12 protein-coding genes are annotated in these 14,938 nt (G+C 52.6%); 5 read left to right on the top strand and 7 right to left on the bottom strand.

Translation table 11 applies throughout. From position 1 onward, the window contains the following. Positions 1-407: 407 nt before the first annotated feature. The 6 genes from AC0YN0_RS23120 to AC0YN0_RS23095 all read right to left on the bottom strand — a co-directional run bounded on the left by AC0YN0_RS23120 (position 408) and on the right by AC0YN0_RS23095 (position 6,871). Positions 408-1,175, bottom strand: coding sequence for an ABC transporter permease (locus AC0YN0_RS23120; RefSeq protein WP_475823377.1), 768 nt, complete (start codon positions 1,173-1,175; stop codon positions 408-410). Continuing rightward, positions 1,176-1,937, bottom strand: coding sequence for an ABC transporter ATP-binding protein (locus AC0YN0_RS23115; RefSeq protein ID WP_475823376.1), 762 nt, complete (start codon positions 1,935-1,937; stop codon positions 1,176-1,178). It abuts the gene before it with no gap. A 12-nt stretch (positions 1,938-1,949) separates the two neighbouring features. Beyond that, on the bottom strand, positions 1,950-2,819 hold the full coding sequence (locus AC0YN0_RS23110) for a pentapeptide repeat-containing protein (protein ID WP_475823375.1): 870 nt from the start codon (positions 2,817-2,819) through the stop codon (positions 1,950-1,952). A 14-nt stretch (positions 2,820-2,833) separates the two neighbouring features. Continuing rightward, positions 2,834-3,163: a PadR family transcriptional regulator gene (locus tag AC0YN0_RS23105; protein ID WP_442048704.1), complete on the bottom strand. Its 330-nt coding sequence runs from the start codon at positions 3,161-3,163 to the stop codon at positions 2,834-2,836. Between the two features lie 315 nt (positions 3,164-3,478). Further along, the gene (locus AC0YN0_RS23100; RefSeq protein ID WP_475823374.1) at positions 3,479-5,224 is read right to left on the bottom strand and encodes a sensor histidine kinase; all 1,746 of its coding nucleotides are present in this window, start codon (positions 5,222-5,224) and stop codon (positions 3,479-3,481) included. 21 nt (positions 5,225-5,245) lie between these two features. Continuing rightward, on the bottom strand, positions 5,246-6,871 hold the full coding sequence (locus tag AC0YN0_RS23095) for a response regulator (protein ID WP_475823373.1): 1,626 nt from the start codon (positions 6,869-6,871) through the stop codon (positions 5,246-5,248). A gap of 198 nt (positions 6,872-7,069) precedes the next feature. On the opposite strand from AC0YN0_RS23095, the gene AC0YN0_RS23090 reads away from it, so the two are divergent. The 5 genes from AC0YN0_RS23090 (at position 7,070) to AC0YN0_RS23070 (ending at position 13,630) form a co-directional block, all read left to right on the top strand. Beyond that, positions 7,070-8,056, top strand: a complete 987-nt coding sequence (locus AC0YN0_RS23090; RefSeq protein ID WP_337100160.1) for an ABC transporter permease — start codon at positions 7,070-7,072, stop codon at positions 8,054-8,056. 24 nt (positions 8,057-8,080) lie between these two features. Further along, positions 8,081-8,968: a carbohydrate ABC transporter permease gene (locus AC0YN0_RS23085; protein WP_442048700.1), complete on the top strand. Its 888-nt coding sequence runs from the start codon at positions 8,081-8,083 to the stop codon at positions 8,966-8,968. Positions 8,969-9,067: 99 nt separating this feature from the next. Then, complete coding sequence (locus AC0YN0_RS23080) at positions 9,068-10,690, top strand: ABC transporter substrate-binding protein (RefSeq protein ID WP_475823372.1); 1,623 nt, start codon at positions 9,068-9,070, stop codon at positions 10,688-10,690. A gap of 365 nt (positions 10,691-11,055) precedes the next feature. Further along, complete coding sequence (locus AC0YN0_RS23075) at positions 11,056-13,113, top strand: alpha-galactosidase (RefSeq protein WP_475823371.1); 2,058 nt, start codon at positions 11,056-11,058, stop codon at positions 13,111-13,113. A gap of 181 nt (positions 13,114-13,294) precedes the next feature. Further along, on the top strand, positions 13,295-13,630 hold the full coding sequence (locus AC0YN0_RS23070) for a hypothetical protein (RefSeq protein ID WP_475823370.1): 336 nt from the start codon (positions 13,295-13,297) through the stop codon (positions 13,628-13,630). Between the two features lie 162 nt (positions 13,631-13,792). On the opposite strand, the gene AC0YN0_RS23065 is transcribed toward AC0YN0_RS23070, so the two are convergent. Continuing rightward, positions 13,793-14,938, bottom strand: a complete 1,146-nt coding sequence (locus AC0YN0_RS23065) for a DHHW family protein (RefSeq protein ID WP_475823369.1) — start codon at positions 14,936-14,938, stop codon at positions 13,793-13,795.

Raw genomic sequence — 14,938 nt, 5'->3', positions numbered from 1 at the left:
AAAAGCATACGAAAAAAATGACCGCGGCATGTCTGGTTGATGAAAGCAAGGTATCCTCAAGGCTATTCCCGTTTATGCAACACTTCCGGAAGCAAAAGCTGCTTGATCAAGTTCCCCACATTAAACCCGAACGGTTCGTTGGAAGCAGCTGGTCGATTATAAAAAGATTTCTCAAACAAGATCCTCGTTTCAAAAACTTATCCCGGTCGCAGCAAATCAAAGTTCTCCGATTGGGACTCCAATATAAAAAAACGACAATATCCTCAATGAGAGCCAAAGTTGACGAGTTGCTAAAATAATGTTGGGACTGACAAGGAACCGCTATAGGCGGTTCCTTTGTCATATTGCATAGATATACTGCGATAGTTAGTAGCTGTAAATCATATTTTTATAACGTCTGGCCTTTTTTATACCCTGTTTTTGTACACCCTCATTGCGAAGAAATAAGCTACGAGCAATATGCCGACGCACCATGCAAGAGCGATCCAAATATCATTGCCTACCGGCTGATCCGACAGCAGCGCACGGATGGCTTCCACGATCGAGGTTACCGGCTGGTTCTCGGCAAAGGCGCGAACGACTGAAGGCATCGAATCGGTCGGCACGAACGCCGAGCTGATGAATGGCAGGAAGATGATCGGATAGGAAAAGGCGCTTGCGCCCTCCACCGAATTAGCGGTCAGTCCGGCAATTGCTGCGACCCAAGTTAATGCCAGCGTAAACAGCATGAGGATGCCGGCCACTGCAAGCCACGGCAATATCCCTGCCGGCGAACGGAAGCCCATAATCAACGCTACGAGAATGATGACGACAACCGAGATGGCGTTGGATACCAGTGAGGTCAGCACATGCCCCCACAGTAAGGTAGAGCGTGAAATCGGCATAGTGTGAAATCGCTCGAATATGCCTCGTTGCTTATCCAAAAACAGGCGGTAAGCCGTATAGGATATACCGCTAGCAATCGCAATCAGCAGGATGCCTGGCAACAGGTAGTTCACATAGTTATCCGTACCGGTTTGGATTGCGCCGCCGAACACATAGACGAACAGCAGCATCATTGCAATCGGAGTGATGCAGACCGTAACGATGGTATCCATACTGCGGGTAATATGGCGCATGGATCTTCCAAGCATAACACCCATATCACTGAAAAAATGTTTCTCTATCCGCTCCATTTACTTTCCCTCCTTGTTGCCGATGATCGCGAGGAAGATTTCCTCCAAGGTCGGCTGTTTCTCGACATACTCCACCTTTGCGGACGGGAACAACTTTTTAAGATCCGAGAGCGTGCCGTTGGCGATGATTCTGCCCTCGTGCAGAATGGCGATTCGGTCGGCAAGCTGCTCGGCTTCCTCCAAATACTGCGTCGTCAGAAGGACCGTCGTGCCGCCGTCGGCAAGCTCCTTGACTACCTTCCAAACCTCGATGCGCGCCTCGGGATCAAGCCCGGTGGTCGGTTCGTCGAGGAATATGATCTGCGGTTTGCCGACAAGGCTCAAGGCGATGTCGAGCCTGCGGCGCATGCCGCCTGAATAAGTGGATGCCCTGCGGTCGGCGGCTTCCGTCAAGCCGAAGCGTTGAAGCAAGTCGTCCGCAATCTGACGCGGATTTTTGAGGTGTCGCAGCTTGGCAATCATGATCAGATTTTCCCGACCGGTCAATATTTCGTCTACGGCGGCGAATTGTCCGGTCAGACTGATCGCCTGCTTCACATGGTCAGGCTTTGACGCAACATCGAATCCGCCCACGGTGGCGGTGCCGCCGTCTTGTTTGAGCAGCGTGGTAAGGATTTTGACAACCGTTGTCTTGCCAGCCCCGTTGGAGCCGAGCAGGGCGAAGATGCTGCCCTTTTCCACCTCGAAATCTACGCCCTTTAGCACATGAAGCTGCTTGTAGGACTTTTGCAGTCCAGTCACTTGAATCGACTTCGTTAGCATAGGAACCCCTCCTTATTTAATTATGGTAACCTTCGATAAATCGGCTCCCATGCCTTTAAGCCCGGCGTAGGTCAGTTTATCCATCAATGCACCGTCAAAGCAGATTGTTTTGATGGTACGGTAATACTTATTGGTCAACGAGAAATACGCCTGAAAAGATACATTCTTGAGTGTAGCGCCTCTAAACGAGACGTCGTTTACTGCCGACTTGTCAAATTTAACGCCGGTAAAGGTCTGACCGTCAAAACACAGCCCGCTAAGGTCGGATTTTTCGAAGTCCACGCCGTCAAAGGAACAACCCTCAAAGATCGTTTTTCTAAGGTCGATCATGCTTAGCGTAACGTCGGTCAGTTTGACGCCCGTGAATGTTGCTCCTTCCATTCCCGACTTGCTGAAGTTGGTGCGTACAAGGATCGATTTATTGAAGCTTGCATTCGCAAGGTCAACGACGGATAGGCTGCAGTCCGTCAGATTCGCGCCGTCAAAATTGGCTTCGCGTACGTCGCTGGCCTTGAACGAGCTGCCGGTCAAGTCTGCGCCCGCAAAGTAGGCACCGCGTAACGCGCTAGCGTTAAATTGTCCTTTATGGGCCGTAACGCCGGCAAAATCGCTCTCTGACAGGTCGCTCGCGTTAAAGTTCGTCACGACCTGCCGCTCCAGCGAGCGGGAGAGGTTAGCGACCTCCAGTACCGTCTGCTCGATGTCGCCTATGCTGTCAACGGTCATCTCAAAAGCCGTTTCATCGTCCTTGCCCTCGGCTTTGAGATCGCGGAAGCGCTCCTGCAAATCGGAGTGCAGGTCGGCCTTTAATTCGGTGACGCTTTTAACCCCATCGTAAGGTGCGAAAACGCCGTTCAAGTAGCTAGTCAACTTTTCATTCATAACATTCAATCCCCCTATAGTAAGTTTTCGAGCACACGCTTCGCATACTCCCAATTGCTTTTGTTGCGGACGTAAGCACCTTTGCCTTTTTCGGTAATCCTAAAATATTTACGCCGGCCGCCCTGTGATTCATCGCCCCAATACCACTCGATATCACCGTCGGCTTCAAGCCGCCGGACGCTCGAGTACATGGTGGCTTCCTTTAATTCATACTCGCCGTCCGAACGTTCTGCAATCAGCTTTACAATCTCGTAACCGTAGCGGTCAGCTTCGGATAAGAGCCGTAAAATCATCGTATCGGTATGTCCTCGCAGCAAGTCGGATGTTATTTTGTTCTCGCTCATGTAATCAACCTCCATGTCTGTATAATACGGCATACTACCATGACTGTCAATGTAGTATTTTAAATAAAATACTTTGCTTGAAAAATGGTTGTTTGCCCACAATAGAATTTATAGGTTTTCGAGGTACAGGAATCTGAAATTCTATTTGGCGATAAATCCTACCTCTAAACGCGGTCGATCATCCTGAATAGGCCTCGATAGAGGATTTCTCACCATCAAAAAGCTCCCCTTGCAGCACACAGGTTTATTGATTTCACCTGTCTACCGTAAAGGGAGCCTATGGGACTTGCACAACTTAACTTCTCTGCTTATTGCTCATCTGCCCGGAATACGAATCATCACGGTCGTCCCGATGCCGAGTCTGCTGTAGATCGAGACGCCGTAGGATTCGCCATACAGCAGCTTGATCCGGTTGTCGACGTTACGAATGCCGTAGCCGGACAGCTTGTCGCCGCTTTGCGGCAGCTCGCTATCGCCTCGAAGGCGCATGCCCATGCCGTCGTCGATCACTTTCAGCACGATATCGCCGCCGTCGCGGCAGGCGCGGATCGTAATGTTCACGCCAAGCTCATGATCCCATATCGCATGATTGATGCAATTTTCGACGAAGGGCTGAAGGGTGAGCTTAATGATCGGACAAGGCAGCACCGCTTCATCGATGTCGAAGTGAACGCGAAGCAGGTTGCCGAATCGCACTTGCTGGATTGAAATATAATAACGGGTCAACTGTAGCTCTTCGTGAATGGATAACGTGTTCTTGCCTTTGTTCAATGAAATGCGGTAAAACTTCGCCAGATCGGTCACCATCTTGTTCATGCGCGGGTCTGCGTTGCGGATGGCGAGAGACGAGATGGACGCGAGCGAGTTGTACAGAAAATGAGGATTAATCTGCGCTTGCAGCACGTTCAGCTCCGCTTCCCGCTTGTCGATCTCCTTCTTGTAGACGTCGGAGATGAGCGAGCTTAGCCGCTGGCCCATCTTGCGCAGCGCATTGCCGATCTGGCCGATCTCGTCGCGGCCGAGCGGCCGGACGTCGGCGAGCTCGAATTCTTCCTTCTCGATGCGCCTCATCATGCCGACGAGCGTTTCTACCCGTTTCGTGAACAGCCTTGCCGTAACATAAATCAGAAGCGCCATAACGGCAAGGCTGGCGATCGCGTAGATAAAGATCCGCTTGGCGGCCAAGTTCGCTTTGGACAGGAAGCTGCTGTAAGGGATGAGCGATACGCTCTTCCATCCGTACTTGGTCGTGTTGTAGACGACAAGCACATTCTCGCCGTTATACGTACTGTCGAATCTCCCTCCGCTACCTTCCGGGAAGGAGTCCGGCAGGGCGAGCGGCTGATTCAGCAGGCTCTTGTCCTTGGCGGACATGATGATGCCTTGCTCGTTAATGATGAGCACCGTCTTGTCCGACGATTCCTTCTCCATAAGCCGGAAAATATCTGATTCCAATATATTAATCGTCAGTACGCCGTACGCGTTGTTCATACTGTTGATATTCAGCATGCGCGAGAGCGTGAATATAGGAGGCCTATCCGGCTCGGAGGGCGACGTCACGAAGCGAACGTTGCCGAAGCTGCCGCTGAGCGACTTGTAGGCAAGCGATTCGCGAAACGCCTTGTCCATTTTTTTGATAAAAAGGTCGTCCGCAGGCAAGGTGTCGTTGTTGATATAGATGGTCATGGAATCAATATCCGGATTCGTCGTCAGCATGTTAACGAACGAGTTATTGATGTATTTGTAAGCATCGACGAATAAGGACGGGTCCTTCGAATAGTCGTTCGTCAGATAGGCGCGCATATTGCTGTCCAAATAAAACGTGGCGGACAGCTTCGTATACGTGTCGAGCTTGTTCTCGAGGTTCGAATTAATCTGTGCCACGGTAGAGGCGCTATTCGTCACCATCTGATCGGACAGCTCGCCGCGAATCGTCGTATAGGAATACAGGACGAAGAACAACAGCGGCAGAATGCCGCCGAGCAGGAACATGACGAACAGCTTCTCGCGGAGCCGCCAGTTGTATAACGGCTTTATTAGCCAGCCGGACAGTTTTCTCATGCGCGTTCACTCCACTCCAGCCTATAGATGCATTTTGCGATATTCGTTTGGGGTGCTGCCCTTATGCTTCTGGAACACCGAGCAGAAATAGGATACGTTCTCGTAACCGACCTTGTGAGCGATCTCGCGTACCTTGAGCGACCGGTCCTTGAGCAGCTCGGAGGCATGCCCCATGCGGATGCGGGTCAGGTAATCGAGAATCGTTTCGCCCGTCTTGTCCTTGAAAATAGAGCGAACATAGTTCGGCGACAAGAATACCTCCTTCGCAATGTCCTCGACCGTTATCGGCAGATGATAACGATCGGCAATGAGCTTCGCGATCTGGTCGGCGACCGATTGATTGCGGTCGAGATCGCGTTCGCTGGCCGCCTTCAGAAGCTCTCCGCAGAAGCGCAGCGTATAGGCATGGAAGTGGGCGATCGTCGGAAGCTGCGACAGCTCCTTCCAATGGTCGGCTAGCAGATGGTCGCGGAACGTTCCGGCCATCAGCGTCGTGAAGTGCTGCTCCAAAGCGGTAAGCAGCTGAATATTAGCTCTGACGGCGTAGTTGCGCTCGATTCGCTCTTGCCGCATGGCGGCGAACCAGTCGCCCAGCACCTGTCCGGTCCGATCCGAATCGGACGCTTGAATCGCTCCGATGAGAGCGGCGGCGGCATGCTCCGCGCTCAGCTCCTCCGATTGCTTCACGGGCGTCACCGTTCCCGGGTTGATGACGGCGCCTGCTTGCCGATACAGCTTCTCGTCGTTGCAACGCTTCGACTCCTCGTAGGCTTCCTTAAGCAGGTTGAAGCCTCTGTATGGACTGGACAAGCCGATCGACAAGTCTGCCTTGCCGCCGATTGCCCGCGACAGCTCTTCTCGCAGAAGCTCCCAATAAGCGTGCTCCCATTGCTGGGGCTTGCCTTGGAACAGGACGAACAGCGTATTCGGGCTGGTCTCCAGCACAATGGAGGCGTCGAGGCGGGGCCCAAGTACGGCTCGCGCATATTCAGCCGCATCGTAAGCCAGCTCGTAGGCTGCATTTGCTGATTCCGTGTCGGTATCGCCAGCGGCCTCGCGAATGGCAGCGACGGCGGCTCTCATGCCGTCCGGGAAAGCTGGCGGCTCGAACGTTATATAGGCAGCGCCGTAAGGCAGGTGAGCCGTGAAGCCCGTTGCCTGGCTTTCCCACTGGCGAGTCCATTCGATTCTGCGCTCCGCAAGCGGCTCTCGCACGATGCGAAGCAGCAGCTTCTCCAGCAGCCATCCGCCGCCTTGCCCGGCAAGCTGCTCCTCGTCGCATTTCTTCTTCACCTTCTCAAGGAGGGCTAGCAGTTCCTCCATATCGATCGGCTTCAGCACGTAGCCGGCCGCTTCAATGTTAAGCGCCGACTTAATATATTGAAATTCATTATGACCGCTTAAGTAGATAAGCTTGACGCTCTTGTCGATCTGCTTCGCCCGGCGTCCGAATTCAAGACCGTCCATAATCGGCATGCGAACATCGGTAACGATGATGTCGGGCTTGAGCTCCGCGAGCTTGCCGAGCGCCTCCTTGCCGTTGCGCGCCGTTCCGGCTACCCGAATACCCGCTTGCTCCCAAGGAACGTATTGAACCATCGTTTCCAGCTCGATCGCTTCGTCGTCGACCAGCAGCACACTGTACATCTAGCCACCGCCTTTCTGTGAAAATGATGCTCTTTCCTCCAGTGTAACGGCAATGCCGTTATTCAACAACGGAAGGAGAGGAAGTGTGTGCTTTTGGAGCACGAATTGTTAAATCCTTATATAGAACGGCTCTAGGACCGGACCTATAATGAGGACACGAAGCAAAGAAAGCGCAATCAATTTACGGGAGGCAACACGATGAACATGCTATCGAAAGCGCAACCTAACCAGCGCAGCGCACCTGCCGTCCGTAAGCCCGAAGGGGGCGGACTGCTCGGCAGACTGAAGGAGCAGAGGTTGCTGTACGTGCTCATGCTGCCGGCGATCATTCTGACTTTAATGTTCTCCTACGTGCCGATGTTCGGGCTGTATATGGCATTCATTAATTATCAGCCGGGCGGCGGGTCGTTCTTCAAGCAATTTTTTACAACCGACTTCGTCGGGCTGCAATGGTTCGAATATTTCTTCACGAACGGTGACTTCGTTCGAATCATGCGCAATACGATCGCCCAGAGCTTCCTGTCGCTCCTGTTCGGATTCCCGATGCCGATTATATTGGCGCTCATGATTAATGAATTGCGCAACGGCTGGTTCAAGCGAACGTTCCAGACCGTCTCCTACATGCCGCACTTCATCTCATGGGTCATCGCGGCGAACATTATCGTCACGATGCTGTCATCCGGCGGTGTTATCAACAACCTGCTCACGGGACTGGGAATCGTCGACGAGCCGATTCAATTCATGCAGAAGGGGCCATTGTTCTGGTGGATCATCGCCTTCTCGAATACGTGGAAGGACATGGGCTTCAATGCGATTATGTATTTGGCCGCGATCTCGGCGATCAACCCCGAATTGTATGAGGTAGCCAAGGTGGACGGAGCGAGCAGGCTGAAGCAAATGCTGCATATTACGCTTCCGTCGATCCGGCCGACGATCATTATCCTGGCCATCCTAGCGGTTGGCGGCATTCTGAATGCCGGGTTCGATCAGCAATATTTGCTCCAAAACAATACGGTACTGCAATATTCCGAAGTCATCGATACGTACACGTACAAGTATGGCTTGCAGAACGGTATGTTCTCCTACGGGGCGGCCGTCGGCTTATTCAAATCAGTCGTCGCTTTCATACTCGTCATCAGCGTAAATCAGATGGCCAAAAAAATGAACGAACAGTCACTGTTCTAGCAAAAACGAAGAGGAGAACGCGCCATGGTGAAAGACAAAAAAGATTTTCTCTTTATGACCGCCGTTTATGCGTTTATCGTTTCGGTGTTCGTCGTGACCTTCTATCCATTCTGGAATATATTCATTATTTCGCTGAACAGCGCGGAGGATACGCTGCGGGGCAACTTGTACTTATGGCCGAGGGAATTCAGCTTGGCAAGCTACGCGCAGATCCTGACCGACAGCGAAATATGGACGGCGATCAAGGTGACGGTGCTGCGGACGGCAGTCGGTACGCCGCTCGCTGTCATGACGATCAGCATGCTGTCGTTCGCGCTGAGTAAGAGGGAGCTGGTTGCGAACCGCTTCTGGACGCTGTACTTCGTGTTCACGATGTATTTTGGCGGCGGCCTGATCCCTTATTATATGGTGCTCAAAAACTATGGCCTTATCGACAACTTCATGGTCTTCATCGTGCCTGGGCTGATGAACGTGTTCTATATGATCATCGTTCGGACGTTCATGCAAGGACTGCCGCAGGAGCTGGACGAATCGGCGAAAATCGACGGCGCGAACTACTTGCAAATTTTTTTCCGCATCATCCTTCCGCTTACGACGCCCGTACTGGCAACGATCGGTCTGTTCACCGCTATCAGCCACTGGAACTCGTGGTTCGACTCGTACGTCTTTACTTACGATCCGGAGCTGAAGACGCTGCAGGCCGTGCTCGTGAAGATCTTGAACCAATACCAGACGGGCTCGATGGTTGGAGACGCGCAGCAGATGGCCAACTCCGCTAAGCGGCTTGCCGTATCGCCGGATACGATCCGGATGGCGGCCACGATGGTCGCTACGCTGCCTATCATTATGGTGTACCCGTTCCTGCAAAAATATTTTGTCAAAGGCATGACGTTAGGCGCGGTAAAGAGCTAATTAATGCGAATTTCTTTTGGGAGGTGTTGCGGCTACTAGTATTAGGAGTACGGAACGTTTATCTGTTAAAATGACGACAACGAACAAGGGGGATTTTACATGAACGCAAAGAAATGGCTGCTCTCGATGCTTACGGCTGTAATGTTGGTATCCGTATTGTCCGCATGCGCTTCGAACTCATCTAATAAACCTAGCAACGGCAACAATACGGAGAACGGTGCCGAAGGAACGAAAGATCCGGGTACAGATCCGATTACGATTACGTTCTTCGATAAAAACACGGGCGACAAATTCGATAACCTGATTGCCAAAGAGATTACGAAACAGACCGGCGTAACGATCGAAATTCAGCAGCCTACCGGCAACCCGACAGAAAAGCTGAACCTGATGCTGGCGAGCGAAGACTTGCCGGATATGATCATGTTCGACCGCTCCAGCGATCTGGTGGCGAAGTATATCGAGGCGGGCGCTATCATTCCTCTTAATAAACTAATCGAAGATTACGGCCATGACGTATCCGAAATGTACGGCGATGTGCTGAACAAGACGCGTTACAAGGACGGCAACAACTACTACTTGTCCAACTGGTACGGCCTTGAGCATGAGCCGGTATTCGGCTTCAATATGCGCAAAGATATCGTGAAGGAGCTTGCTCCGGACAAAGCTGACGGCGGCGTGCCGTTCACGGCGACGGAATTCAAGCAGCTGCTAAGCGACTTCAAAGCGAAATATCCGCAAATCGAAGGCAAGGATACGATTGCCCTGACGATGGACGGCGAGAACTTCGGCGGCACGATGGGAACATTCAAAGGCATGTTCGGTCTGACCAACTACTATGAGACGGACGGCAAGCTGCAATACGACGTGAAAAATCCGAAATACCGCGACATGATTTTGTACATGAACGATCTGTACCGCTCGGGCTTGATGGATAAAGAATGGGCGATCAACAAGCGTCAAGTATGGGAGCAAAAAATTGCGACAGGCACGATTTTCTCCTCGACAGGCGCGTACTGGGATCTGGGCAACTCTAATACAATCATTAAAAAGGACATCGGCGAGGAATCGCAGCTGTTCGCTTACAAAGTCGTTGCAGACGGCCTCGACCCGTCGAAAACAACGTACGGCGGCCGCAGCTCCCTTGGCTGGGACGCGATTGCAATCACGAAGAAGAACAAAAATCCGGAACGTACCATGCAGTTCATCAACTTCCTGGCTAGCGAAGCAGGCCAATACTTGCTCATGTGGGGCATTGAAGGCACGCACTGGGATATGAAGGACGGCAAGCATACGCCGCGTCCGGAAGTGCTGCAAAGCTTCAAGGACGACTGGGCTGCTTATACGAAAGAAACAGGCATTCGCAAATGGACTTGGTTCATCAAGAACGGACCAGGCGCCGACGGTACGCCGTACGATCTTCCTGGCCGTTACGAGCGTTCCCCGATCGACCAAATGGCGATCAAGAACTTGTCGGATTCGATTTTCGACACAGCGATTTATGACGGCTTGAGCCCTCAAGGCGGCACGCCGGAAGCGCTGAACGAGCAGAAGATCAACGACATTACGAAGCAGGCGATCACGAAAGCGATCATGGCTCCTTCGGCTGAAGAAGCAGGAGCGATCTTCGACAAAATGTTGTCCGACATGAAAGCGGCCGGCGACGAGAAAGTAGAAGCTGTCTATACGACGAACTTCGCATCTCGTTCGGAGCTGTGGAAGTAAGAAGCGAGCGGCAAAGGAGCAAACGTTCGAATGGGGGAGGCCAGCATTGCTGGCCTTTTCTATTAGAAGCTTATATCTAGCTTTTCGCCTGCCCCTACCTGCCTCCGCTTGCCTCCGAAAGGAATCAAGAAGCGCTTATTAGTGACTATCGGGAGCGGGGAGTTTTCTTAGGAACTTAGGTATTCTTATTTAATCGAAATAGCGTCCAAATGTATGTACAAGAGCGAAATAAGGTGTTCTGAATTCGTTAACCTACGGATTACAGCGTGAAATAGCAATTAAGGTTTCTACGATTCCTTACTGCGATTCTACTGCGATGAAACATGATAGCTGAGCGAATATGGGCAACGGGGAGAGGATTACACATGACAACGGTTATTGGGCAAATCAAGCTGGAGAAGGATGGCAACGCTTACGTGGCGGACAATGGCATCGTAAAAGTAACGGCGAATGTTGCGGACGGTACGCTTTCGTATGCATGGAAGGATGGACAGTCGTTAGGCGCTACTTATGCTGAAGCACGTTATGGCTGGGAGACCGTTCGTTCGTCGCTGTACGGCAAGCATGATGTGCCTACAGGATCGGTGAAGCCGATTGCGGACGGCTTCGGCGAAGGCGTGCGCTTCAGCTTCGAACATGAGGAGCCGGGCAAGCCGATGCTGCGTCAGCATATTCGGTTGTACAAAGGGCTGCCGTATGCGCTTGTCGAGCTGGAAGCGGCGTATGAGCACGAGTGGGAGACGAACGAGCTGACTCCGCTTGCCGCCTATTTGAATGACGGCGGCGTGCTGGACTTCGGCGATGAAGCCGGTGAAGCCGAAGTGCGTGCGCTGTTCATTCCTTACGATAACGACAAGTGGGTACGCTTCGCTTCGCATGCGAATCAGAACAGCGTGCGCAGCTATGAAGTGACGGCGGTCTACCGTTCGGAATCGCGCCGCGGCTTCGTGTTCGGTTCGGTGACGCATGATACTTGGAAAACGGCGATCGATGTCGAGGGCACGTTCACTTCGACGGTTGGCAGGGTACGTGTGCAAGCCGGTGCTGCGGACCTGCAGACTCGCGACACCGTGCCGCACGGCTCGCTGCGCGGAACGAGCATCGTCTCGCCGACGATATTCGTTGGCGCTTATCTCGATTACCGCGAAGGGTTGGAAGCTTACGGTAAGGCGAACGCGATCGTGAAGCCGGCGCTGGGCTGGTCCGGCGGCGTGCCGATGGGCTGGAACAGCTGGTCGGCCGTGATGGCGAAGCTCGATTACGACGTATACACGCATACATCGGACTTCTTCGCATCGGCGCTTCAAGGCGAAGGCTTCGCTGACGACAGCGGCAGCTTGTATGTCAACTTCGATGCTTTCTCGGACAATTTGCCGGCGGAGCAGCTTACGGATGCGGTGCGCCGGGTGAAGGCGAACGGTCAGAAGCCGGGCACGTATTATACGCCGTTCGCGTTCTGGGGGAGCAACCCGGATACGCCGGTGGAAGGAACGGACGGCGCTGTGCTGTACCGCGAAATACTGCTTAAGGACGCTGGCGGCAACCCGCTGCCGAAGCTGGATGGCGCATTCCCCATCGATCCATCGCATCCGGAAGCGATCGCTCGGATTATGCGCAAGCTTGATGAGGTTGTTGCCGCAGGCTTCGACTACTTGAAAATGGACTTCCTTGCGCATGGCGCGATGGAAGGCGTTCATTACGATTCGGCCGTGCGGACCGGCATTCAAGCGTATAACGTGGGCATGGCAGCCATTGCAGAAGCGCTCAGCCCAGAGCGGATTGGCCGCGAGTTCCTTATTAACCTGTCGATTGCTCCGCTGTTCCCTCATGGTTATGCGCATAGCAGACGCGTATCCTGCGATGCGTTCGGAACGATCGATGATACGGAATATATGCTGAACGCGGTGACGTATGGCTGGTGGATCAGCGACAACTTGTATCGCTTCAACGATCCCGACCATATCGTATTGTACAAGAGCGACAACCAGCGCGCCACCTCGGAGCATGAGGGTCGCAGCCGCTTGAATGCGGGCGTCATCGCTGGCACGTCGCTGCTGCTTGGCGACGACTATCGCATGGAGGAGGCCGCTCGCCGCGCGAAGGAATGGATGACGAACACGGCGGTCATGACGCTCGCCCGCCGCGGCGAGACATTCCGTCCTGCGGAAGGCCGCAGCGGTACGAAGGGCGAGGACCTGTTCACGCTGGCCGGCGATGGCGGCGTATACGTAGCCGTATTCAACTTCGACGCCGAGAGCGGCCAGTCGAAGACGATCGATCTCGCTCGCGTCGGCATTGACGCAGCTAACGGCTTAGTCGTCCGCGACCTATGGTCGGGCGGCGAATACAGCCTGACGCCAGGCACGGCCGAGCACGCTATTACGCTGGAAGCAGCCGAATCCAAGCTGCTGTTCTACAAATAAAGAAGAAGGGCTGTGTCATTAGTTGGCACAGCCCTTTATTTCATAGGTGCTCAATTGCATGGAATAGCGAAAATTTGTTACGCTAATTTAGAGAAGAGGCATCGATTGGTGCAAATAGCGAAAGGTATTTTCGCTATTGGGGCGCGGGAAGGTGCTTGGATAGCGGTTGGAGCTCAGTTGCATGGAAATAGCGAAAATTTGTTACGCTATTTTAGAGCAGAGACGGCGATTGGTGCAAATAGCGAAAGTTTTTTTCGCTATTGGGGCGCGGGAAGGTGCTTGGATAGCGGTTGGAGCTCAATTGCATGGAATTAGCGAAAATTTGTTTCGCTATTGTAGAGAAGAGTCGGCGATTGGTGCAAATAGCGAAAGTTTTTTTCGCTATGGTGGCCTGGAGGTCGCCCAAGTCCTCGAGCCTGTCACCACGCGCCGATATAAGTATAGAAAGTATATGTATATCGAAAAATCGAGTGTGTTGGAGGGAAATAGGTATAGAAAGTATACCTATCACCCATGAAAGTAACGTCCAAGTGTTCCAACCCAGCCTCACGCGTCTACATAAGGATAGAAAGTATACGTATACCATAAAATCGAGTGTGTTGGAGGGAAATAGGTATAGAAAATATACCTATCGCCCATGAAAGTGAGTTGAAAAACGTGGCGCATGCAGCGGACTGCATCAGTACTTCAACTTCAGCATGTTGCGCTCGGTGATGAAGGTTGAGGTGTTGAACAGCAGCAGGACATCCTCGATGCCGTTCTGTTCCATGTAGTCGGCGATGCTGCCGTTGTAGTAACGAATGTCGATGACATGGATTTCGGAGACGTGCTGCGTTAGGAAAGGCAGCAAGCTGTGCGCGTACGAATCTTTGATCACGAGCAGTTTCTCTTTGTCTGCATAGGCTGGATCAATATTCGTTGTCAGCGTCATAAGCGCGTGGACGCCGCCTTGGAAGTAGGAATACTTGTCCTTTTTCTCCAAGTAACTTGCATCGTACATGCTGTCGAACGTCTCTTCTGAATCGGCCACGTACATTTGCGTAGACGCCTCATTGAGCGGTTTATACACTTGGATCGAATCAGGCTTCAGGCCGCTGAACTGGCTGCGCGTATGGTAGCTTCCGAGAAAATCGCTTGTGACGGTCTCAATGCGGAATTCGGATTCCGGCAGCGGTGCCCAGCCCATCTGTTCCGCATATGCTACATAAGCCAAGTAGGCACCGTATGAAGTCCAGTGGTGATCCGTCCGGTAATAGATCGGTTTCTCATCGGTAGCATGCGGATTTAGAATGTCAAAGCCGTTCATGAAATGTAAGCTGTCAGCGAGCTGCTTCTCAATGTAGCCGTTAACGATCGTCTGCGGGTACGCCTCAGCGAGCCATGGCAGTTTCTTTCCATAGATGCCAACAGAGTTGGGGGCAAGCAGGAAGGACATATCCGCTTCCGGATGCGCTTTGGCGAAAGCGGCTACGGCATCGGTCAACTGCTTGATTTGCTCGAAGTCAGGTTTGTCGAACTTCTCGAATAAGTAGCCGTCCCTGCCTTTGTATATGCCGTTGTTTTCCTGCTGCAGACGAAGCTGCTCCATTGCAGACTTGACCGATACCCAATTATCCCTGTACGGAAAATGGTCGGTGATGTAGCTCTCCGTCTGCTCCGAAAACTTCTTGTTCCAAATATTGTCCCAAGTAAGCTCAGGCTTGCCCTGCAAACTCCGATTCTCCATGTCGGAGAAAGCTTGCATCGGCAGGGAGAAGAACAGGACCGACATGACGAGCAAGCTGCCGGTGAACCCCCATACGTATGCGGCATTTGTCTTCTTCAT

The organism is Paenibacillus sp. J22P218 (genome assembly GCF_056269195.1).
This window is presented reverse-complemented; position numbering and strand designations above follow the sequence as displayed.